Annotated in this window: 20 protein-coding genes; 8 read left to right on the top strand and 12 right to left on the bottom strand. The window is 64.8% G+C overall.

From position 1 onward, the window contains the following. Positions 1 to 226: 226 nt before the first annotated feature. From J2X62_RS10845 to J2X62_RS10830, 4 genes are all read left to right on the top strand, one after another. Positions 227 to 1,474: a DUF6745 domain-containing protein gene (locus J2X62_RS10845; protein ID WP_310180347.1), complete on the top strand. Its 1,248-nt coding sequence runs from the start codon at positions 227 to 229 to the stop codon at positions 1,472 to 1,474. A 68-nt stretch (positions 1,475 to 1,542) separates the two neighbouring features. Next, on the top strand, positions 1,543 to 1,998 hold the full coding sequence (locus tag J2X62_RS10840) for a hypothetical protein (protein ID WP_027494677.1): 456 nt from the start codon (positions 1,543 to 1,545) through the stop codon (positions 1,996 to 1,998). 139 nt (positions 1,999 to 2,137) lie between these two features. Further along, positions 2,138 to 3,469: an MCE family protein gene (locus tag J2X62_RS10835; protein WP_032373529.1), complete on the top strand. Its 1,332-nt coding sequence runs from the start codon at positions 2,138 to 2,140 to the stop codon at positions 3,467 to 3,469. 67 nt (positions 3,470 to 3,536) lie between these two features. After that, positions 3,537 to 3,896: an STAS domain-containing protein gene (locus J2X62_RS10830; RefSeq protein ID WP_032367862.1), complete on the top strand. Its 360-nt coding sequence runs from the start codon at positions 3,537 to 3,539 to the stop codon at positions 3,894 to 3,896. Here J2X62_RS10830 and J2X62_RS10825 read toward each other — a convergent pair. Then, positions 3,873 to 5,030, bottom strand: coding sequence for a PP2C family protein-serine/threonine phosphatase (locus J2X62_RS10825; protein WP_371828152.1), 1,158 nt, complete (start codon positions 5,028 to 5,030; stop codon positions 3,873 to 3,875). The two genes, J2X62_RS10830 and J2X62_RS10825, sit on opposite strands and share 24 nt — an antisense overlap. Next, the gene (locus J2X62_RS10820; RefSeq protein ID WP_032368041.1) at positions 5,030 to 5,830 is read right to left on the bottom strand and encodes an alpha/beta fold hydrolase; all 801 of its coding nucleotides are present in this window, start codon (positions 5,828 to 5,830) and stop codon (positions 5,030 to 5,032) included. Before J2X62_RS10820 ends, J2X62_RS10825 begins: the two co-directional genes overlap by 1 nt. An 86-nt stretch (positions 5,831 to 5,916) precedes the next feature. Here J2X62_RS10820 and J2X62_RS10815 point away from each other — a divergent pair, with 86 nt between their 5' ends. Further along, on the top strand, positions 5,917 to 6,969 hold the full coding sequence (locus J2X62_RS10815) for an NAD(P)H-binding protein (RefSeq protein WP_204858581.1): 1,053 nt from the start codon (positions 5,917 to 5,919) through the stop codon (positions 6,967 to 6,969). Between the two features lie 16 nt (positions 6,970 to 6,985). On the opposite strand, the gene J2X62_RS10810 is transcribed toward J2X62_RS10815, so the two are convergent. Next, positions 6,986 to 8,470 carry an amidase gene (locus tag J2X62_RS10810; RefSeq protein WP_310180338.1) on the bottom strand — a complete coding sequence of 495 codons (1,485 nt, stop codon included), beginning with the start codon at positions 8,468 to 8,470 and terminating at the stop codon, positions 6,986 to 6,988. 141 nt (positions 8,471 to 8,611) lie between these two features. Here J2X62_RS10810 and J2X62_RS10805 point away from each other — a divergent pair, with 141 nt between their 5' ends. Then, complete coding sequence (locus J2X62_RS10805; protein ID WP_094693861.1) at positions 8,612 to 9,757, top strand: SGNH/GDSL hydrolase family protein; 1,146 nt, start codon at positions 8,612 to 8,614, stop codon at positions 9,755 to 9,757. A gap of 51 nt (positions 9,758 to 9,808) precedes the next feature. Here the strand turns inward: J2X62_RS10805 and catC are convergent, their stop codons facing one another. The 6 genes from catC to J2X62_RS10775 form a co-directional block, all read right to left on the bottom strand. Then, positions 9,809 to 10,093, bottom strand: coding sequence for a muconolactone Delta-isomerase (gene catC / locus J2X62_RS10800; protein ID WP_032385893.1), 285 nt, complete (start codon positions 10,091 to 10,093; stop codon positions 9,809 to 9,811). 5 nt (positions 10,094 to 10,098) lie between these two features. Continuing rightward, positions 10,099 to 10,965, bottom strand: a complete 867-nt coding sequence (catA, locus tag J2X62_RS10795) for a catechol 1,2-dioxygenase (RefSeq protein ID WP_032367867.1) — start codon at positions 10,963 to 10,965, stop codon at positions 10,099 to 10,101. A gap of 43 nt (positions 10,966 to 11,008) precedes the next feature. Continuing rightward, positions 11,009 to 12,112: a mandelate racemase/muconate lactonizing enzyme family protein gene (locus J2X62_RS10790; protein WP_094693863.1), complete on the bottom strand. Its 1,104-nt coding sequence runs from the start codon at positions 12,110 to 12,112 to the stop codon at positions 11,009 to 11,011. After that, positions 12,109 to 13,038: a LysR family transcriptional regulator gene (locus J2X62_RS10785; protein WP_094693865.1), complete on the bottom strand. Its 930-nt coding sequence runs from the start codon at positions 13,036 to 13,038 to the stop codon at positions 12,109 to 12,111. Before J2X62_RS10785 ends, J2X62_RS10790 begins: the two co-directional genes overlap by 4 nt. A 144-nt stretch (positions 13,039 to 13,182) precedes the next feature. Continuing rightward, positions 13,183 to 14,358 (bottom strand): 4-hydroxybenzoate 3-monooxygenase, encoded by a 1,176-nt coding sequence (locus tag J2X62_RS10780; RefSeq protein WP_048317033.1) that lies wholly within the window; start codon positions 14,356 to 14,358, stop codon positions 13,183 to 13,185. A 66-nt stretch (positions 14,359 to 14,424) separates the two neighbouring features. Continuing rightward, positions 14,425 to 15,174: an IclR family transcriptional regulator gene (locus J2X62_RS10775; RefSeq protein ID WP_027494689.1), complete on the bottom strand. Its 750-nt coding sequence runs from the start codon at positions 15,172 to 15,174 to the stop codon at positions 14,425 to 14,427. 47 nt (positions 15,175 to 15,221) lie between these two features. Between J2X62_RS10775 and J2X62_RS10770 the strand changes: the two genes are divergently transcribed. Beyond that, on the top strand, positions 15,222 to 16,085 hold the full coding sequence (locus J2X62_RS10770) for an RNA polymerase sigma-70 factor (RefSeq protein WP_310180328.1): 864 nt from the start codon (positions 15,222 to 15,224) through the stop codon (positions 16,083 to 16,085). 106 nt (positions 16,086 to 16,191) lie between these two features. Further along, positions 16,192 to 16,932 carry an SDR family oxidoreductase gene (locus J2X62_RS10765; protein WP_027494691.1) on the top strand — a complete coding sequence of 247 codons (741 nt, stop codon included), beginning with the start codon at positions 16,192 to 16,194 and terminating at the stop codon, positions 16,930 to 16,932. Positions 16,933 to 17,002: 70 nt separating this feature from the next. On the opposite strand, the gene J2X62_RS10760 is transcribed toward J2X62_RS10765, so the two are convergent. The 3 genes from J2X62_RS10760 to J2X62_RS10750 form a co-directional block, all read right to left on the bottom strand. Continuing rightward, the gene (locus tag J2X62_RS10760) at positions 17,003 to 18,505 is read right to left on the bottom strand and encodes a carboxyl transferase domain-containing protein (RefSeq protein ID WP_167328403.1); all 1,503 of its coding nucleotides are present in this window, start codon (positions 18,503 to 18,505) and stop codon (positions 17,003 to 17,005) included. Then, on the bottom strand, positions 18,502 to 19,701 hold the full coding sequence (locus J2X62_RS10755) for a CaiB/BaiF CoA-transferase family protein (RefSeq protein WP_032373533.1): 1,200 nt from the start codon (positions 19,699 to 19,701) through the stop codon (positions 18,502 to 18,504). Before J2X62_RS10755 ends, J2X62_RS10760 begins: the two co-directional genes overlap by 4 nt. Positions 19,702 to 19,836: 135 nt before the next feature. After that, positions 19,837 to 21,207, bottom strand: coding sequence for an SLC13 family permease (locus J2X62_RS10750; RefSeq protein WP_094651586.1), 1,371 nt, complete (start codon positions 21,205 to 21,207; stop codon positions 19,837 to 19,839). Positions 21,208 to 21,293: the final 86 nt, after the last annotated feature.

Below are 21,293 nucleotides of genomic sequence, written 5' to 3'. Positions count from 1 at the left end.
CGAAGGCCGACACATCACATGAAAGACAGCCATCGGCGTCAGAGCGGAAACGAGTCATACCTTCCACCTCGACGAACAACTCCAGTATCACTGAGCGGAAACTCGACCCCTGCTACGAACTTCCGCGCACGTGGGCAACCCTTGCGCTCGGCCGAATCTCGTGTCACTCTTGGTTCATGACAACAGGAAAGGCGGACACCGCCTCACCGAAGTGAGCGCCGTGCCGATGCCGTCGACATTCCCCCGTCGAGGCACATTCTCCGAAGATCCCGATTCCTACGCCGAAGACATCCGCGCGGTCTGTGCGCAACGCGACCGGTGGCTCGATTACGGACTGAAAGCCGGCCCAGCCGACAGATCTGTCGCGGAACATGCTGTGGCACAACTGTATCGATCTGCCGGGTTCGACGAGCCCGAGTTCCATTGGGTGCCGTCGCCTCGGGCTGCAGCGACCTTCATCGCCGGCAGACACTTGGCGAGAACACCGTCGATATCCACCGCCGGCACCGAGGTGGACGCCGCGATCGCGACCATGTTGTCCGACTCCCGGCACCGCATGGACCGCATCATCGAGCGCCGCCACATCGAATGGCCGCGGGAAGACCGGTGGAGCACAACCAACGGCAGCAACGACTTTCGAGTCCGCGGCATCGTCGCCCGCGGTACCCCGATCGAGGCGGCCCTCGCCGGGATCAGCCCGGATCCCATCATCGACCGGACCGTCCGTGCGTCGTTGCACACCAGCCTGTTCGACGGAATTGCCACTGCCATCCGCACGACCACTCCCCGCCCGTTCGGCTCCATCACCTGGTACGGCCAACAAGAAGCCCATCGCGTCGCCTACTACGACGCTTTCCGTCGCCACGGCCTCGCACGGTTCTCTTTCGAGGACGTCGAACTACTCGACGTCCAAACCGCCCTCATCGAGTCGACGGGGTGGTGGTGGGCGTTCGAGAACATCGCAGTGATGGCCGAACGGCCCACCGCAGTACACGTCGAACCGTTGCCTGATTCGCCGCACGGTGAAGTGCGGCTGCACAATTCGAAGGGCCCGGCCGTGGAGTTCGCCGACGGCAGCGCAGTCCACGTACTGAGCGGCACCGTCGTTTCGAGCTGGGTGATCGACAATCCCACGGTCGACCGCATCACCGTCGAACGCAATGTCGAAGTGCGACGAAGCGCCATCGAACGGATCGGCTGGGACACCTATCTGGAGCAGGCGGGCCTACGTCTTGTCGACGCCGGCCAGGATCCGGGGAACCCGGGCTGCACCCTGGAGCTGTACGCAGCACCGGAGGGCTGGCAGGACGGGGGACGAATTCTGCTCGCCGTCAACGGTTCCCGTGAACGCGATGGCCGGCGTCGCCGCTACGGCCTGCGGGTCCCCGCCGCCTTCACCTCCGCCATCGACGCGGCAGGCTGGACCTACGGTCTGGCCGGAGCCGACTATGCCCGGCTCCTCCGCCGTACGTGACTCCGCACGAAGTCCATCGATACCCACACCACAACTACCCACCCCAACGACCAACCACAGGTGACCCCATGAACTCGAACATCACGCTGTCCACTCTCACCGACCGCACCGGTCTGGATGTCTTCGACTACCTCGACAAGGAGATATCGGTGCCCGTCGTCAACGGGTCGCAGGCCCAGGGAGATCTGATCGTCGTCCCGCTCGCCGTACTCGACGGCATCGTCGTCACCACCGAACGGACACGACACGAGACCGTGCCGTTGTCCGGCATCGAACTACTCCGCAGTGCGGCGGGCGGCAATCCGCACAGCCTCGTCGCCGACGGCCGCGGATGCACGTGGTCGAGTCCGGTGCACGACGTTCGACGCCTCGCTCTGGGCATCCTGAGCAACTCGGAGACCGCCTACCTCATTCACCCCGAACACGGGGCCACCGGAATTGCACCCGGCCGATACGTCATCGGTCGTCAGCGCGAACGCGGCGGAGACGGCTGGTTCTCGTCGACGCAACTGATCGCAGACTGACACACCGACTGCGTGTGATCTGTATCGCATCACCCCGGCACTGATAGGTGCATCTCAGAAGGGGCGTCGGAGCAGTAAGTGTGACTCTATGTAGCACTAAGGTTCGCGTCATGACTGCTGTTGTCGCACAGACCGTCGCATGACCGGCGCCCCTTCGCCGGTGCAGAACCGTCTCCTCGGAATCGGACTGGTCGTGCTCATCGTGGTGTTCGTCGGGTGGAGTGTCACCTCGTACAACAAGACATTCGTCGACGTCGTGACCGTCTCCCTCGAGACCGACAGCGTCGGCAACGCGCTGCCCCGCAATGCCGACGTCAAGGTGCGCGGCATGATCGTCGGCGAGGTCCGATCGGCTACGACCACCGACGGCGTCGTCACCTCGGAACTGGCGATCGAGCCGGACAAAGCGCCGATGATCCCCTCGAACGTCACGGCTCGCCTGCTGCCCAAGACTCTCTTCGGTGAGCGGTACGTCGCGTTGATTCCGCCGGACGGCAAGCCCGGTTCGCCCATCACCGAGGGCACCGTGCTGAAGCAGGATCGCAGCGGAAATGCCATTGAGGTGGGGCAATTGCTCGACGGCCTGCTGCCGTTGCTCCAAGCCGTGCCGCCACAGGATCTCTCGAACACCCTCGGCGCACTGGCACAGGGGCTCAGCGGCCGCGGAGAACAGCTGGGCCTGACGATCGATCGGCTGGAGAACATCTTCTCCGGACTGAACACCGAACTCCCCGCCATCCAGCAGGACCTACGCGGATTGGCGGACTTCTCCCAGACCTACGCCGATGCAGCTCCCGAGTTGGTCAGCGCTCTCGACAATCTGCGGACCACCGGCAACACCGTCGTCGAGAAGCAATCCGCGCTCGCGACGCTGTACACGTCGGTGTCATCCGCCTCGAACACGACGGCCGGCTTTCTCGAGGCGAACTCGACGCAGCTGATCGGTCTCGCCGCGAATTCGCGCGAGGCACTCGAAGTGCTGGCCGAGTTCTCCCCCGCCCTGGGTTGCACGGTCGCGCAGTTCGCCGAAGGGGCCCGACGCGGCAGAATCGTCACCGGCGTCGGCGACGAGTATCCCGGCATCAACGTCTCGATGCCGTTCGTCAACCCGAAGGGTCGGTACCTGCCGAACCAGGACGAGCCACGGCTGTTCGAGCAGACCCGCGGACCGAGCTGCTACACCCCGCTCGACCGCAATGCGGGCGAGTACTTCCCGCAATACCCGGGTGGGTCACCCAACGACGGCTCGTACCAGGTGCCGACCAGAAACCCGGGCGAGCAGAACATCCCGGTGCTCTCGGCTCCGCAGCTCTCTCCTGTTCCCGCGTCGTACGCGGGCTCGGTCACCGAGCAGCAGACCCTGGCCGTCATCTACGGCGGTGCCACCGGAATCGCACCGGAGGCCGTCCCCTCCTGGACCACGACGGTGGGCGCGCCTGCGCTTCGAGGAACTCAGGTCACGCTCCGCTGACACCGCCTGATTGAATGGTCCGCATCCCCCGTCGACGAGCGCGGCGGGTAACGATTCAGGAGTACAGATGCCAGTCGACACGAACGCCGCAGGATTCTCGATCCAGTCCTCCAACGACGGGCGCGCGGCCGTCATCTCGGTAGCGGGCGAGCTCGACGTCACCACCGCTCCGGCACTGTCCGAGGCCATCACCGCACAGACCGCGACCGGCCCGGCTGCACTGATCGTCGACCTGAGCGGAGTGTCGTTCCTGGCCTCGGCGGCCATGACCGTTCTCGCGACGGCGCAACAGGATCACGGAGAGTCCCTGTCGTTCTCGGTCGTCGCAGACGGACCGACCACCAGCCGGCCGATCAAGCTGATGGGCTTGGATCAGGAATTCACCCTGCACGCCGACCTGGCGTCAGCCCTCGCTGCCCTCGGCTGAGTCGGGGGCCGGGGATACGCCCAGTGCCATCACGGCGGCGTCGTCGGCCAGCCCGTCGCCGAAGCTGCGCAGTAGCAACCGCAGATCGTCGACGATCGCTGCCGGAGTCGCCGGAGCGTGCGCCGTCGCGAATTCCAGCAGGGCACCGTCGTCGTCGTATCGGCCCCGGCCGACTCGCGCTTCGGTGAGACCGTCGCTGTAGAGCATCAGGGTGTCCCCTGCTTCGAGCGTGACGGTCGCCGGAACGAAGCGAGCGTGCCGAAGTATTCCGATCAGCTGGCCGCCCGTCATGGGCACGTAGTGGGCGGTTCCGTCGGCACGAAGGACCAGCGGTGGGGGGTGCCCGCCACTGGCCATCGATACCTCGAATCCGGTGTCCGTTCGGCTCAGAATGCCGAAGACTGCGGTGCAGAACTGTGCATTGGCGTCCCGAAACTCTTGCCGCAGAACAGAATCCAGATTCTGCAGCACCGCGACGGGGTTCTCGTCGTACACCGCTGCCGCGCGCAACGTGTACCGCGTCAGCGACGTCACAGCGGCCGCCGATGCACCTTTGCCACAGACGTCGCCGAGAAAGAAGCCCCAGCAGTCGTCGGACAACGGAAACAGGTCGTAGAAGTCGCCACCCACCTCGTCGCGGGACGCTGCCCGGTAGTGCGCCGCGGCGGTCATCCCCGACGGCGGTAGCAGTGCGGGCGGCAACAGCGACCGCTGCAGCGTCTTGGCCAACAGTTCTGCACGCGTGCGTGATTGCAGCAATTCGCGCTCGTAAGTACGGCGATCGCGAGCGTCGAGCGCCGTGATGCGGATCAGTACCGGCCGGCCCTCTGCGTCGATCTTGACGTTCGCCGTGATGAACACCGGCAGCCGTCGACGATCCGCCGTCACCAGGTCCAGTGCAATGCCGTCGAGCTTGCCGTTCATCAACAGCATCGGCCCGAAGTGGGTCTCGTAGTGAATGCGTCCACCGACGGTGAGCAGCTCCCCGAAGTCGGTGCCGACCAGCGCGTCGACCTCGAAGCCCAGCCAGGTTGCCAGCGTCGAGTTCAGTCGCGCGATCCGCATGTCGGGGCGTACGGACAGGTACCCGCATGGCGCATTCTCGTACAGGTCCTCGACATCGAGGTCATCGATCACGACGGTCTCACGAAGTCCGCGATGGTCTCGGCCGTCAGTTCGGGTGCGGTGATCTGCGGGCAATGGCCACTGACGTCGAGCGTGATGCGGACGCTCCCCGGGATCTGTTCGTGCACGAACCGGCCGACCTGAGGCGGTGCGAGCGAGTCGCGCGCACTGTCGATGATCAACGTCGGCACCGGTACTGCAGGCAGATCCGCCCGATTGTCGGACAGAAAGGTGGTGCGGGCGAACACCCGTGCGCACGCCGGATCGGTTCGGCACACGCTCGCGGTCCACATGTTCTCGAGTTCCGGTCGATCGGGTGCGTTCACGACCACCGATGCCATCGATGCAGACCAACCGAGGTAGTTGCTGTCCAGCGATTCGAGCAGTTCGTCGATGTCCTCTGCACTGAAGCCGCCGCGGTAGTCGCCGTCGTCGATGTACCGGGGGGACGGAGTCAGCAGAATCAACTTGGTGAATCGATCGGGCGCAGCGGTGGCGGCCAGCACCCCCATCATCGACGCCACCGAGTGACCGACCAACGTGACGTCGGTCAGGTCGAGTTCCTGCGCGATCTCGACGATGTCGGCGGCGTACGTGCTCATGTGGGCGTATCTCTCGGCGTCCCAGGCCGCGGGGTCGGCTGCCCCAGCCCCCACGTGGTCGAACAGGACGATACGGAATCGCGAAGCCAGGATTTCGGTGACGCCTCGCCACAACGTCTGGTCGCAGCCGAAGCCGTGCGCCAGCATCACGACCGGGCCGTCGGCAGCTCCGACGACTTTCACGTTGTTCCTGATGCGCGCACTCACCTGCACAGTGTGTCATCCGGCACCGGAAGCGGGGAGTGAGACTGCCCGGACAGGGTATGACCCCTGTCTACAGAAACGAGAATCTCATGCGAGTGCTGGTCACCGGCGCAACCGGATACATCGGATCTCGGCTGATCCCCGTGCTTCTCGAACAGGGCCACGAGGTACACGCCGCGATGCGTGACCCCAAGAAGAAGTCGCGTTTCGCCTGGGGCGCGCACGTGACGGCAGTGCACTTCGACCTCGACGACCACGACAGCTTCGACTCCGCTACCGAGAACGTCGACGCGGTGGTCTACCTGGTTCACTCGATGGACGAGGGCGATTTCGTCGAGAAGGATCGCCACGCGGCGCAGTCGATGGCCGCTGCTGCGGAACGCAACGGTCTCCAGCGAATCGTCTATCTGTCCGGACTGATTCCCGACGACGGCACTCCGCTGTCGGATCACCTGCGCTCCCGACTGCAGGTCGAGGAGGCGTTCCTCGACAGTTCCGTCGATGCCACCGTCCTCCGGGCCGCCATCATCCTCGGTTCCGGATCGACGTCGTTCGAGTTGGTGCGACGCATGACCGAGCGACTGCCGGTGACGCCGATTCCGACGTGGATGCGGAGGCAGGTGCAGCCGATCGCCGTCGTGGACGTCGTCGCCATCATCGCCCGCGCCCTCGGCGATACAGCCCGTCCCGGATCGTTCGACATCGGCGGCACCGAGACGATGAGCTACCCGGAACTCCTGCAGGCGTACGGCAGCGTCGCCGGTCTGCGCCGAGCACAGATTCCGGTGCCACTGCTGCCGACGGGGCTGGTCGGCCGCGCGGTCGCAGTCATCACCGCGATGCCGCCCGGCACCGTGATCTCTTTGGTGGAGAGCCTGACCCACGACATGGTCGTGCGACGCGGTAATGCCGCGACGGACGTGTTCGCAGAACCGGATACGACGTTGCTCAGTGTGCGGGAGGCCTTGGAACGCTCCATCACGGTGGCAGCCGAGGAAGGTACGGACGCACACGCCGATCCTCAGGCCGCAGCCGACACCGATCCCGACTGGGCAGGCGGAGTCGTCGACATCGTCGACGGCACCGTGCGACAGCGTCCGTCCGGCATCGCAGGCAAGGTCCAGCTCGGAGCGACCCGCTAGCCGGTGTCGCTGTCTGTCAGCTGATGTCGCTGTAGCGATGAGCCCAGGGCACTGCTCGTTCCAACTGCGCTGCGAGTTGGACGAGCAGCCCCTCCCCCCCCAGCGGGGCGAGAAAGTGTGCGCCCATGGGCAATCCTGAGCTCGTCCAGTGCAGCGGAACGGACAGGGCGGGACGCCCGGTGACGTTGGCGGTCTGGGTGTACGGGATCCACGAGATGTTCTCGTCGATCATCTGATCCACGATGCCGGTGTACTTGAGCATTCCCGCAGTTCGGCTGCGCAACAGCAAGTCCGATGCCAACTGCAGCGGCTTCGCCAGCTCGAACGCCCCGATCTTCGGGGGCAGCTCGGCCAGAGTCGGGGTCAGCAGCAGGTCGTACGTTTCGAAGTATGTGGCCAGGGCCCGCACGTGCACGTGTCGGCCCTCCACCGCATCGAGGTAGTCGACTCCGCTCGCGGATCGGCCGAGCGCGGCCATGATTCGGGTGTCCCGCTCGAATGCGTCGTCACCGCACCCGGTTCTGCGCTTGACCTCTTCGATTTCCCACGCCAGGTACGTGAACCAGGCGAGCAGGAATTCGCGGTTGAGCGCTGCGTCGTCGAACGGCGGGGCCTCGAGGAGTTCGACGGTATGGCCCAGTTCGCCGAGCGTGGTCGCCGCCGATTCCATCGCAGCGATCGCCTCCGGGGCCGGAGACGGATTCACCGAGGTCGCGGCGTACATGCCGATCCGTAACGGCCGCGGGTCGGTGTCCATCCGAGACAGGAACCCGTCGGGCGGCGGCGTGGACGAGTATCCCGACGTCGGCTCACCACCGGCGAGGACATCGAGCATCGCGGCGGTGTCGCGGACCGACCGCGACACCACGCCCTGCACTGCGGCCCCGTGCATCGGCTCGCCGAACGTCGGTCCCGACGGCACCAGCCCGCGGCCGGGCTTGAGCCCGACGAGTCCACAGCAGGCCGCCGGAATGCGGATCGAGCCGCCGCCGTCGTTCGCTCCCGCCACCGGCGCGATCCCGGCCGCGACCGCCGCGGCGGAGCCACCCGACGAACCACCGGGAGTTCTGCTGCGGTCCCACGGGTTTCGAGCCGGGCCGAACACTGCCGGCTCGGTGATTCCCTTGGCACCGAATTCCGGGGTGTTCGTCTTACCGAAGATGACCAGGCCTGCGTCGAGCCAGCGCTGCACCACCGTCGCGTGTTCTGGCATCGGCAGCTCGGTGAGTGCACGCGAACCACTGGACGTGGGCAGCCCCGCGTAATCCTGCGACAGGTCCTTGATCAGAAACGGCACCCCGGCGAACGGACCTTCCAGCGTTCCGGCCAGCCGTTGCTCGGCCTCCTCGCGCATCGGACGCACGATCGCGTTCAGACCCGGGTTCACCGACTTCGCCTGCTCCAGTGCGCAATCGAGAAGTTCACGCGGGGTGACATCGCCTGTGGAGACCAACTCGGCCAGCCCGAGGCCGTCGTACGTCCGATACTCGTCGATGCGCATGTGGCCACCTTAATTACGTGCGGCCCATCCGTGTGCGAAACGGTTTGCCTAAATGCATTAGGCAAATATACGGTTCATATAGGAAGGCAGGTGCGCCAGCTGCCCTTACCTCAGCCCGACACTCCAGAGATCGAGACCACCATGATCACTACCGACATCTCCGACACACTTCTGCACGGCGCGGCCGAGCTGGAACGAACCGACAACGGCGTGCTTCCTCATCGACTGCCACGCGGAGCTCGTCAGCGCTTCACCGACCCCCAGCTCACGATGGCGGAATCTCAGCCGTCCGGAGTTCGGTTGGTCTTCACCACGACCGCCACCATCATCGAGATCGAGGCAGTGGCGACCCGTCGCACATTCCTGGGCCTCCCGCCGCGGCCGGACGGGCTGTTCGACCTGCGAATCGACGGCGTCCTCATCGAGCGCGTTTCGACGACGGGTGGCATCACCACGACCATCGACATGGCGACGGGGTCGGTCACCGATCAGGTCGAGCCGACTGGTGTCGCGCGGTTCTCCGGGCTGTCCGCAATCGACAAACACGTCGAAATCTGGTTGCCGCACAACGAAATCATCGAACTGGTCGCGCTGCGTACCGACGCCGCTGTCTCACCCGTTATCGACACCCGACCGATCTGGATCGACTACGGCAGCTCCATCAGTCAGGGGTCCAACGCCACAGGGCCCAGCACCACCTGGACGGCCCTCGCCGCCGCGACAGCCGGTGTGCAACTGCGCAATCTGGGTTTCGGCGGAAGCGCACTGCTCGATCACTTCGTAGCGACGGCCATTCGGGACGCGCCCGCCGACCTCATCAGCCTCGAGATCGGAATCAACCTCGTCAACTCCGACGTGATGCGGCTACGCGCATTCACCTCCGCGGTGCACGGATTTCTCGACACCATCCGCGACGGTCACCCCCACACCCCACTGTTCGTGATCTCCGCGCTGCTGTGCCCCATCCACGAGAACACCCCCGGCCCAGGTGCATTCGATCCGGCGGCATTGGCGTCGGGCACGGTGAAATTCGCAGCGACGGGTGATCCCGCCGAGGTGCGTGCCGGAAAGCTGACTCTGACCGTGATCCGCGAGGAACTCGCCCGCATCGTGTCCGAGCGCGCCACCGCGGACCCCCATCTTCAATACCTGGACGGCCGAGAACTGTACGGAGACAACGATGTCGAGGACCACCCGTTGCCGGATAGGCTGCACCCCGACCAGTCGACGCATGAGCTGATCGCCCACCGCGTCGTCGACCGGATCTTCCCGCGAACTCGAAGTTAGGGACGGATTCCGCGGAAATTCCGTCCCCAACTTCGAGTTCGGCGGGGTCGATCACCCCGCGGAAATGTCCGACGGGTGTTGCGCGAGCGGGGACACCTCGATCGTCATGTACGGGAACAGCGGGAGATTCCACAGGATTTCGTGTAGCCGCTCGTTGTCCCGGACATCGAAGATGCTGAGGTTGGAGTACTGGCCGACAATGCGCCAGATGCTCACCCACTCCCCGTCCCGCTGCAGTTGCTGCGAGTACGCCTTCTCCCTGGAGAGGGTGTCCGCTCGTACGTCCGCATCGAGGTCCTGCGGCAATGCGACGTGCATCTTCACGGCAAAAAGCATGTGGCTCAGCCCTTGTCGAGTACGAAGTTGTACGTCACTTCTTGGCCGCCGTCGACTTCCCGAGGATCGAGGATCAGTTCGGGCTTGACGGCGTTGGCGACGTCGTCGTCGTTGTGTGCGTCGCCCGGGAAATAGAGCTGGGTGGTGATCTGCTGATGCCCGGCAGCCGCAACTTTGAGGTGCAGGTGTGCAGGACGCCACGGGTGCCAGCCGGCCGCGGAGATCAGCTTGCCGCAGGCCCCGTCGGTCGGGATCTGGTACGGGGCGGGCTTCATCGTGTGGATCCAGAAGTTGCCCTGATCGTCTGCCGTGACCGTGCCGCGCAGATTCCACTCCGGGATTCCGGGCGCGAACTGCGAGTAGAAGCCGTCGGAATCGGCGTGCCAGATCTCGATGACCGCATGCGGCAGTGGGCTACCGTCGACGCTCGTGACCTGACCTTGGAACAGCAGCGGTGTGCCCTGTTCGCCGTCGCGAGTGGGCAGGATCGCGGCCGACCCGAGTTCCGGGGCATTCGGAACGTAGTACGGACCTTCGATGGTGCCCTTGCTGCCTTCACGGGTTTCGCCGGCAACTTCTTCGACGACGTGCTCTACCCAGACGTCGAGGAACAGCGGCCACTCACCGGTCTGACCGACGTTGATCAGCCAGGCCTTGAGGGCGTTGTACTCGTCGTAAGTGACCTTGTGTTCGCGAATCGTGTCATGGACTGCCGAAATGACCTGTCGAGCAAGCAGACTGACTCGCTCCGGCGGGGTGTCGGCGGCTGCCTGCTTGTCGGAGGTGAAACGCTCGGTGGCGTTCGCCCCCGACGCGGCTGCGGTGGCCACCTCGGTAGCGGATTCCGTCGAGGGTGCGTGGTCGATGCTCATGGAGAACTCCTTGGCTCACAGTTGCGTTCTTCGGTGCTGAAGATCAGTTGTCGGTGCGGTATTTCGCGAGTTTGTCGGGGTCGATACGCACGCCGAGGCCCGAGCCCGGCAGTACGTGCAGTTCGCCGTCGCGGATGACGAGGCTTTCGGTCAGCAGGTCGTCGCTCATGTCGAGGAAGTTCGACAGCTCGCCTGCTCGGCGTGAGGTGAGGTCGAAGGCCGCGCCGAAGGCGACGGTGCAGGCTGTGCCGAGCTGGCCGTCGATCTGGTTTCCCATCACCACGTCGACACCGAGCCCTTCGCACAGGTGATGAGTGCGGAGCGAGCGGGTGAATCCGGTGCGAGCGGTCTTGATACTGACGGCCGTTGCGGACCCACCGAGGATCTCGCGAGTGACCTCCGCCGGGGTCGTCGCCGATTCGTCGGCAACGAACGGAACATCGAGTTGCTGTACCAGCCAACGACGCCCGAGGACGTCGTCGGCCGGGCACAGTTCCTCGGCAAGAGTGAGCCCCAGATCCGACATCTCTTTCATGGCACGCGCAGATTCGGCAGCGGTCCATCCGCGATTGCCGTCGACGTACAGTTCGACCGTCTCACCGAGCCCCTCTCGCAGTGCGCGGACCACGGCGGTGTCGAGCTCTACGGGCCGTCGCCCGACTTTGACCTTGAAGACTCCGATGCCGTATGTCTCTCGCATCCGACTCGCCTCGTCGACCATCGCTGCAGGCGTGTCGAATCCGAGCATGTGGCTCACTCGCATACGGTCGGTGTAGCCGCCGAGGAGTTCGGTGACGGGTAGGTCGAGTGTCTGCCCGAGCGCATCCCAGATGGCCATGTCCACGGCAGATTTGGCAACCGGGTTACCCACTGTACGAGCAAGTTTGGCATTGACCACCTCCCTCGAGGCGAGCGGCAGTCCCACGACGGCCGGCGCGAACAGGGTCTCGATTACCGCCACCACCCCGCGCTGGGTCTCGCCGTACGTGAACGGCCGAGGCGGAGCGTCGGCGACTCCGACGACACCGTCGTCGGTATGAACGCGTACGAGAACGTGGTCGGCCGCATCGACCTCGCCGCTGGCGAACTTCAGCGGCTTTCGATACGGAATCGAGTACGGGATAGCCTCCACAGCAACGATTTTCACAACGCACCCTTCGACTGAGCAGGCGGTACGGATAGTTCGAGCGGAGGGAGCACTCCCGCGTCCTCCAACGCTGCGACCAGCGCATCGACGAGTGCCGACGGTCGGTCGCGGTGCCACGCCAATGCCAGGTCGATCGTGCTCGCTCCGGCGATGTCGCGGAACACGACGCCGTTCAACTGCAGAGCGCGGACGGATTCGGGAACCAATGCCACACCCAACCCGGCCGCGACGAGCGCCAGCAGAACCGAGGTGTCCGGGGCTTCGTGTTCACGACGAGGACTGAAACCCGCTGCGCGACAACTACGCACCACGGCGTCGTTCATCACCGAGTGCGTGTCCGCATACATCACGAAGTCCTCGTACATGAGGTCGGCCATGCCGAGCGCTGCCTCGGTGGCGTACCGGTGATCGACGGGCACCGCAAGCAGCAGCGACTCGGTGGTGATGGTGCGTACGACGAGGTCGTCACCTGCCACGGGTGGCCGCAGAACCGCGACGTCGAGCTGCTCCGACCGCAATCCCTCCACCTGAGCGGGGGTCAACAGATCCCCGTGAATTTCGAGCGCGATCCCGGGAAGGCGCTGCTTGATCGCACGGGCGATCGGCGGCAACTGATCGAATGCCGCCGTGCCGGTGAAGCCGATACGTACCAACCCGTACCGGCCATCGGCGATGCGTCGGACACCGCGGTTGCTGCGTTCGAGATTGTCGAGGTTGCGGACGGTCTCGCGGTAGAAGAACTCGCCCGCCGGAGTCAGGCTCACTTGACGCGTGGTTCGGGTGAGCAGGGTGACGCCCAGTTCGGCCTCGAGCTGTCGGACCGACTGAGACAATGCCGGCTGCGCCAGATGCAGGCGTTTGGCTGCCTGACCGAAGTGACAGGTCTCGGCCACGGCGACGAACTGATGAAGATGCCTCAGTTCCATCGGTTGCCTCCTGTCGGTTCGTACCACGCTCAGGCGTGACCCTGCCCACAGTAAGCCCGCAATCCATTGATGACAAAGACCTATTTGCAGCTCATTGATAAGTCGGAGCGATCAATTCCTCGCGGTGCACACGCCGCCCGCCGATCAGAATCCGATCGGCAATCCGGCGTAGTTCTCCGCCAGTCCCATGGCACCCGCCTCGCTGGACGCCACCCATTTCAGTTGCGAGAGTTGCAATTGCGCGTCGAAGGGGTCGTCGCCGGTATGCAGCATCGTGGTCATCCACCACGAGAAGTGGGTGCAGCGCCAGACGCGTCGAAGTGCGTCGTCGCTGTAGCTGTCTGCGGCCCGCGAATCGTTCCCCTTCAGCTTCTGCGCCAGGGCAGGCGCGAGCAGAGCCACGTCGGCTACCGCGAGGTTGAGGCCCTTCGCTCCGGTGGGCGGCACGATGTGCGCGGCGTCGCCGGCCAGGTACAGGTTGCCGTGTCTCATCGGTGTCTGCACGTAGCTGCGCATCGGCAACACGCTCTTCTCGGTGATGGGGCCGGGGTTCAGAGTCCACCCGTCCTGACCGTGACCGAGCCTGGTCGCCAACGCATCCCAGATGCGGTCGTCGGACCACGTGTCGATATCGGTTCCGTTCGGCACCTGCAGATACAGCCGGCTGACCGTCGACGAGCGCATCGAGTGCATGGCGAAGCCGTCCTGGTGCCAGGCATAGATCAGTTCGTCCGTCGAGGGGGCGACATCGGCGAGCACCCCGAGCCAGGAGTAGGGATAGACCCTTTCCCAGGTGTTGCGCACCGAATCGGGCATGGCCGCCCGGCTCGGTCCGAAGGAACCGTCGCATCCCGCAACGACTGTCGCGTCGATTCGCACCGCGTTGCCCGACGCGTCGGTGAACGTGACGTAGGGGGCGTCGGATTCGACGTCGTGCAACGCCGTATCCGAGACGTCGTAGTAGATCTGTTGGCCGGCCTTCTCGCGTGCCACGACGAGGTCCTTGGTGACCTCCGTTTGCCCGTACACCCAGACACTCCGGTCGACGAGATCACGAAAGTCGATGTGGTGCCGCTCTTCCGGCCACTGCAGGTAGATGCCTCGATGCTCGTCGCCCTCGCGGTGCAGACGCTCACCGAGTCCGTGTTCGTCGAGCAACTGGACCGTCGAGTGTTCGAGGACTCCGGCCCGGATTCGGGAGAGCACGTATTCCTGAGTACGTGACTCGATCAGAATGGAGTCGATCCCCTGCTCGTCGAGCAGGTGGGACAGCAGCAGACCCGCGGGCCCTGCACCGATGATGGCAACCTGTGTACGCATGCATGCAGTAGACCCCGGGATTTCGAGCCGAACAAGACCGCACTTCCACTGAGTGAAAACGGCCGACTACCCGCCGAGACTTCGTCCGATCCCCTGGGCCGCAACCTGAAGTGCGGCAACCAGTCTCACCCGATCGCGGCCCAGCTTGGGAACCACGATTCCCAATGCGGCGACCACACTGTCGCCGGCATGGACCGGCACAGCCACCGAACACGCACCGAGTGTCATCTCCTCGACCGTCTGCGCGAAGCCCTCGCGACGCACTCGACGCAACTCGCTCTCCAGCTGCCCAGGATGCGTCACCGTGTACGGGGTGAGGCGATCCAGGGAGCGCATCACCTGCTCCTGCACCTCCCGCGGCGCGTACGCCAGCAGCACCTTGCCGACGCCGGTGGCGTGCAGCGGCAGCCGAGCGCCGACGCGACTGACCGCGGGAACCGATGCGTGGCCGGCCAACCTGTCGAGATAGAGCACTTCGCACCCGTCGCGGATGGCCAGGTGCACCGTCGCAAGGGTCGCTCCGTAGATGTCGTGCAGAAACGGTGACGCGATATCGCGGAGATCGGACTGATCGGGTGCGAGCAAGCCCAGCTTCCACAACCGCCTACCGACGACGTAGCGCCCGTCGTCGCCCCGGACCAACGCGCCCCACTCCACCAGTTCTCGCACCAGCCGATGCGCAGTGGCGATGGGTAGGTCGGCACCGGCGGCCAGGTCGGTCAAGGTCAGCGACGGAGCTTTCTCGTCGAACACACCGAGCAGGGCCAGCAGGCGCGCAGCCACCGAGACTCCGGGGTCCCGAGCATTGCCAGCCACCCCAAGGACGATAGTGTCCCCACGAGACAGAGAGTGAGACCACGCCGATGACCGACGACGGCACCGCCGCATTCGAGCTGGCACGCCCGCGATTGTTCGGGATTGCCTATCGCATGCTGGGCAGCGCCGCCGAGGCCGAAGATGTGGTGCAGGATGTCTGGCTGAAGTGGCACGCCACCGACCGCACCACCGTCCGTAATTCACTCGCCTTCCTCACCACCGTCACGACACGCCTGGCCATCAACGTCACGCAGTCGGCGCGGGTGCGGCGGGAGTCGTACGTCGGCCCGTGGCTGCCCGAACCGATCGACACCCGAGCCGATCCGGCGACGGTGGCAGACAACGACGCCACGGTCGAGCTTGCCGTTCTAGTTGTGCTGGAACGACTTCCGGCTCGTGAGCGAGCCGCGTACGTTCTCCGGGAAGCATTCGACTATCCGTACGGCCAGATCGCCGACATAGTGGAGACAACCGAAGCCAACGCGCGTCAACTGGTGACGCGCGCCCGCAGACATGTGGCCGACGCTCGTCCGACCCCTGTCGATTCCGACCGCCATCATCGACTGCTCGACGCCTTTCTCGCCGCAGCCAAGGGGGGCGATCTGGCCGCTCTGGAAAAGATTCTTGCGCAGGACGTAGTGAGCCAGTCCGACGGCGGCGGCAAGGTGAAGGCTGCAGCCCGAATACCCATTGTCGGACGCAGCCGAGTCGCCGCATTCGTTGCGGCGTTCTCCTCGCATTTCTGGATAGGAACCACGACGTCGTTCATCCAGGTCAACGGAAGGGCTGCCGTACTGATCGTTCGTGAGTCGACGGTGACCACGCTGCTGACGATCGATGCCACCGAGGACGGGATCGGGACCGTCCTGTGGGTGATGAATCCGGACAAGCTGCACGCGCTGCCGCGCTAGGTGTCACAGATCGGAGCGCTGCCCTGTCAACACTGCGACCGGCAGCAGACAAGAGTTGACCGGCTCGTCTCGCAGGCACCCCTCCTGCGGCGAAGAGAGGATTCTCATGAAGATCGTTGTCATCGGCGGAACCGGCCTCATAGGTTCTGCAGTTGTGAGCATGTTGACCGAGCACGGTCACGATGCGATAGCGGCGTCGCCCAAGTCCGGTGTGAATACTCTGACCGGCGAGGGCCTGGCCGATGCTCTCGTCAGTGCGAATATCGTTGTCGACGTCTCGAATTCACCGTCGTTCGAGGACGCGGCCGTGTTGGACTTCTTCACACGCGCGACGACCAACATCCTCGCAGCCGAAGCGAGTGCGGGCGTGCAGCACCACGTTGCACTGTCCGTGGTCGGCAACGACCGACTGCCCGCCAGCGGCTACTTGCGCGCAAAGGTGGCTCAAGAGAAACTGATTCGCGCATCGTCGATTCCGTACACCCTCGTGCGCGCAACGCAGTTCTTCGAGTTCTTCTCCGCCATCGCACAGGGCGCGACGACGGGCGACGAAGTCCGGTTGAGCTCGGGTCTCGTCCAGCCGATCGCGGCACACGACGTTTCGACCGTTGTCGCTCGTGTCGCTCTCGAGGCACCGCGTAACGAGACGATCGAGATCGGAGGCCCGGAAGCGTTCGGGCTCAACGAGTTCGTTGAAAGAGGTCTGAAGGCACGCGGCGACAGCAGAACCGTCGTCGCCGACGACCAGGCTCCGTACTTCGGCGCACTGTTGCACGGCCGTGAACTGGTTCCAGGCGATGGGGCCGAACTGTCCACTACTACTTTCGCCGCCTGGCTCGAGTCCTGATTCTCGCCGAACTCGAAGTTATGGACACATTCGGCCTGAAATCCGTCCATAACTTCGAGCTCGGCGGATATCACACAGCGGCAGCCGCAAAACCGATTCGATTGAAACGCTTTTCGCGCGCGATCATCCGCATCGAAGGGTCCTGAGCGATCAGCTCGGCAAGTTCTCGGTGCAGTACCGCGCCCACTCGATCGCAGAACTGCTGTGATTCGTCTGCGGCGTCGGGCAACTCGGGAACGATGATGTCGACGACACCGGCCCGGAAGAGATCGAGCGAGCGCACTCCCTGCTTGGTCGCCATCTCGGCGGCGTGGGTGGTGTCGCGATGCACGATGGCCGAGGCACCCTCGGGCGGCAACGGCGAGAGCCAGGCGTGCTGAGCAGCGAGAACTCGATCCGCCGGCACCAACGCAAGGGCACCGCCGCCGGTTCCCTGCCCCAACAGCAAAGAGAGCGTGGGGGTTTCGAGGTCGACCATGTCTGCGATACACCGTGCTATCTCGCCGGCCAGGCCGCCTTCCTCCGCCTCCTTGGACAGCGCTGCACCGGCAGTATCGATGACGGTGACGAGGGGAAGCTTCAAATCCTGCGCCAGCCGCATGCCGCGTCGGGCCTCACGCAGAGCCGCGGGGCCGAGTGGCGTCTTCGTCGTCTGACTCCTCCGGTCCTGCCCGAGAAGAACGCACGGCATGTCGCCGAACCGGACGAGCGCCAGAATGAGGCCCGGATCGGACTCGCCCTGACCGGTTCCGTTGAGCGGTAACACGTCTGCCGCTGTGTTGAACAGCAATTCGCGTACCCCAGGCCGATCGCTCCTGCGTGAGGCCAGAATGGAGGTCCATGCCGGCACGTCCTCGATCTCCCACTCGAGAGCATCGGAATGCCGGACGCGACACGACGGCACGTCGGTCATGATGCGTAGTGCCCGGTCGACGATCTCACCGAGCTGCTCGGGCGGACGGATGGCGTCGATGAGTCCGTGCGCCTGCAGGTTCTCCGAGGTCTGCACGCCGGCGGGGAATTTCGCGTCGTACAACGCCTCGTAGACGCGGGGCCCGAGGAATCCGACGAGCGCACCGGGCTCGGCAACGGTGACGTGACCGAGCGATCCCCAGGATGCGAAGACGCCGCCGGTGGTGGGGTGGCGCAGATAGACGATGTACGGCAGATTCGCTGCCTTGTGTGCGGTGATCGCCGCGGTGATCTTGACCATCTGCAGAAACGCGACGGTGCCCTCCTGCATGCGCGTTCCACCCGAGGTCGGCAACGCGAGCAGTGGAAGCCGCTCGGCGGTGGATCGGTGCACCGCGCTGACCAAACGTTCACCGGCGGCCACTCCGATGGATCCGGCCAAAAAGGCGAACTCGCCCAACAGGATTGCCACCGTGCGGCCGCGCACGGTCGCGGATCCGGTGAGAACGGATTCGTCGAGACCCGTCTTCTCACGCGCCGCAGCCAATTCGCTCGCGTACTCGTCGTCGATGACGTAGTCGGCAGCCGGGCTGTCCCACGACTCGAAACTCCCGGGATCGATCACCAGATCGAGAAGTTCGAGCGCGGTCATCCTCGTCATCGGATCGCTTCTTTCAACCAGTCGCGGACGAGTTCGTCGTCGGCTCCGAGGACCGGCGGTGCCAGATGCCGGTTCTCGGTGACCTCCGTGCCGTCGGATTCGAAGAATCGCAGCGGCGGCCCGGGCAGGGTCACCGTGCCCAGCGTCTCGTGCTCGACGTCGATGAGCAGGCCCTGAGACTTGGTCTGCTCCCACTCGTACACTTCTTGCACGTTGCGTACTTTGCCTGCGGGAACACCGATTTCGTCGAGAAGCGCCAACAACGGCTCGGTCTCGTAGGTGCGGAAGATCTTGGACACGAGTTCGACGACGTCGTCGCGACTGTCGACGCGTTGCGGGTTGGTCGCCATGCCCTCGAGGTCGGGATCGATACCGAAGCCCTCACAGAAGCGATGCCACAGGCCCTCGCTGCCCACCGAGATCTGCACGGCTCCATCGGAAGTGGGAAAGAGGCCGTACGGACAGATCGACGGGTGGTGGTTGCCCTGCGCCTCACCGATCTCGCCTGCCACGGTCCATTTGGTGCCTTGGAAGGCGTGCACCCCGACGACGCTGGCCAGCAACGACGTTCGAACCACCTTGCCGCGGCCGGTGCGGTCGCGCTCGCGCAGCGCAGCGAGAACGCCGAAGGCTCCGTACATTCCGGCCAGCAGGTCCGCGATCGGAACCCCTACGCGCTGAACATCGTCGGGGCCGGAGCCGGTGAACGACATCAACCCGGCCTCGCCCTGAGCGATCTGGTCGTAGCCGGATCGGCCACCCTCGGGGCCGTCGTGTCCGAATCCACTGATCGACAGCACGACCGTGCGCGGGTTGATCTCGGCGATGCGCTCGGGCGAGAAGCCGAGCCGATCGAGCACTCCCGTGCGGAAGTTCTCGAGCAGAACATCCGCGCGTTCGATCATGCGCTCCAACGCTTCTCGGCCGTCGTCGGTCTTGAGGTCGAGAGCGATGGACCGCTTGTTGCGGTTGGCCGAGAGGAAATACGTCGATTCGCGCTCCGCGTCACGCGGGGTGACGAAAGGCGGCCCCCACACCCGGGTGTCGTCGCCGCCCTTGGGGGTCTCGACCTTGATGATGTCCGCGCCGAGATCTCCGAGCATCATCGCCGCGTGCGGGCCGGCCAGGGCGCGCGTCAGATCCACCACCACGGTGCCGTCGAGCGGTCCGGTTCTGCCTGTCGTGTTGAGGGGCATCGAATTGATCCTTACGTCGAAAGCGATGAGGGGTGGCAATTGGCATATTGACTCAGTGGCCTAGCCAATTTCATTGGACCAGCGATCCGAGGGGAAGTCAAGATCGAGTTCTCGGACGTCCGCGCAGCTCGAGAGTTAGAGCCAGCCGGGCACGACCAGTACCGCCCAGGCGATCAACGGGCCGATGACGACGACCAACGCGCTGTATTTCAGGATTTGCTTGTAGAAGACGTCCCGATCGATGTCCTGGGCGTTGGCCAGCACCAGAGCGCCGTTGGTGGAGAAGGGACTGACGTCGACGATCGTCGAGGCGATGGACAGGGCCACGATCACACCGATGGCACCGACCTCGCCGGCGAGCAGGAACGGAACGGCCAGCGGGATGGTGACACCGAGGATGGCCGTCGACGACGCGAACGCCGAGACGATGGCACCGATGTAGCACAGCAACAGAGCCACGAGCAGCGGAATGCCGATGCCGGCAACCGCATCACCGACGTACTCGACCGTGCCGGCTTCCTGCAGTACGCCGACGAACGTCAGCACGCCACCGATGAGCAGTACCGTCGACCAGCTGATCTGGTTGATCGCACCCTTCTGCGCCTTGGGCGACGCCAGGGCGAGGACCACGGCGACCGTCATGGACACGAAGCCGACATCGAGATCGAGGACGAGTGAGAACAACGCCAGCGAGGCCAGCCCCACGAGCGTGAGGATCTGATCGAACGTGATGGCCTTGACGGCGGTGGCCAGGGGTGGCGCGTTCTCGACCGTGACCGTCTGACCGGACGGCTTGGGCGTCGACGATCCGAAGCCGCGCATGACAGTCCTCGAGCCACTCCCGCCTACTCCGCCCGAATCTCCCTCGGGGCGGGTGCCGTCCTCGTCGTGCACGCTACGTCCGAGAAGTGCGCGTCCGCCCAGGAACATGAACAGCAACGCACCGATTGCGGCGTTGAACAGCATGCTGCCCAGGAACAAGGTGAGTGGGCTGTTGACCAGACCCGCCTTCTGAGCGATGTTGTTGACCGTGACGCCGTAGATGCTGATCGGCGAGAACCCGCCCGCCTGTGCGCCGTGAATGACCATCATGCCCATGAGCAGGGCGTTGATCTTGTACCGCGCCGCGAAGCCGAGTGCGATCGGTGCGACGATGGCCACGGCTGCCGGTCCCAGCGCTCCGATGGAGGTCAGCACGCCGGTGATACCGAACATGACCCACGGAATCAGGGCGACCCGGCCACCGACCAGCCGCACCGCACCGCGGACAAGGAGGTCGACCGTGCCGTTGTTCTGGGCGATCGCGAAGAGGTACGTGATACCGACCAGCGTCAGGAACAAGCTGCTCGGGAAGCCGGCGATGATGTCGTCGGTGCCCATGCCCACGGCAATGGTTCCGACGAAGAACGCCGCCACGAACCCCAGCGCGCCCATGTTCACCGGGAACACGGTCGCTGCGAGGAACATAACGACGAGCGCAATGATGGGTATCAACTCGGTCGACATCGAAGGTCTCCGGTTCGTCTGAGGTTGTCCCCCGAGCGGGCGCTCGGGTTCCGTGGCCAATTGGACTAGCCACTGAGTCTTTACAG

The organism is Rhodococcus sp. 3258 (genome assembly GCF_031456475.1).
GTDB lineage: Bacteria > Actinomycetota > Actinomycetes > Mycobacteriales > Mycobacteriaceae > Rhodococcoides > Rhodococcoides fascians.
This window is presented reverse-complemented; position numbering and strand designations above follow the sequence as displayed.

Bases quoted from the DNA above. Each gene is read 5' to 3' on its own strand.
- J2X62_RS10805 (WP_094693861.1), top strand. From the start codon at position 8,612: ATGATCACTACCGACATCTCCGACACACTTCTGCACGGCGCGGCCGAG.
- J2X62_RS10755 (WP_032373533.1), bottom strand. From the start codon at position 19,701: ATGCCCCTCAACACGACAGGCAGAACCGGACCGCTCGACGGCACCGTG.
- J2X62_RS10770 (WP_310180328.1), top strand. From the start codon at position 15,222: ATGACCGACGACGGCACCGCCGCATTCGAGCTGGCACGCCCGCGATTG.
- J2X62_RS10810 (WP_310180338.1), bottom strand. From the start codon at position 8,470: ATGCGCATCGACGAGTATCGGACGTACGACGGCCTCGGGCTGGCCGAG.
- J2X62_RS10845 (WP_310180347.1), top strand. From the start codon at position 227: ATGCCGTCGACATTCCCCCGTCGAGGCACATTCTCCGAAGATCCCGAT.
- catC (WP_032385893.1), bottom strand. From the start codon at position 10,093: ATGCTTTTTGCCGTGAAGATGCACGTCGCATTGCCGCAGGACCTCGAT.
- J2X62_RS10815 (WP_204858581.1), top strand. From the start codon at position 5,917: ATGCGAGTGCTGGTCACCGGCGCAACCGGATACATCGGATCTCGGCTG.
- catA (WP_032367867.1), bottom strand. From the start codon at position 10,965: ATGAGCATCGACCACGCACCCTCGACGGAATCCGCTACCGAGGTGGCC.
- J2X62_RS10765 (WP_027494691.1), top strand. From the start codon at position 16,192: ATGAAGATCGTTGTCATCGGCGGAACCGGCCTCATAGGTTCTGCAGTT.
- J2X62_RS10760 (WP_167328403.1), bottom strand. From the start codon at position 18,505: ATGACGAGGATGACCGCGCTCGAACTTCTCGATCTGGTGATCGATCCC.
- J2X62_RS10780 (WP_048317033.1), bottom strand. From the start codon at position 14,358: ATGCGTACACAGGTTGCCATCATCGGTGCAGGGCCCGCGGGTCTGCTG.
- J2X62_RS10785 (WP_094693865.1), bottom strand. From the start codon at position 13,038: ATGGAACTGAGGCATCTTCATCAGTTCGTCGCCGTGGCCGAGACCTGT.
- J2X62_RS10835 (WP_032373529.1), top strand. From the start codon at position 2,138: ATGACCGGCGCCCCTTCGCCGGTGCAGAACCGTCTCCTCGGAATCGGA.
- J2X62_RS10830 (WP_032367862.1), top strand. From the start codon at position 3,537: ATGCCAGTCGACACGAACGCCGCAGGATTCTCGATCCAGTCCTCCAAC.
- J2X62_RS10750 (WP_094651586.1), bottom strand. From the start codon at position 21,207: ATGTCGACCGAGTTGATACCCATCATTGCGCTCGTCGTTATGTTCCTC.
- J2X62_RS10840 (WP_027494677.1), top strand. From the start codon at position 1,543: ATGAACTCGAACATCACGCTGTCCACTCTCACCGACCGCACCGGTCTG.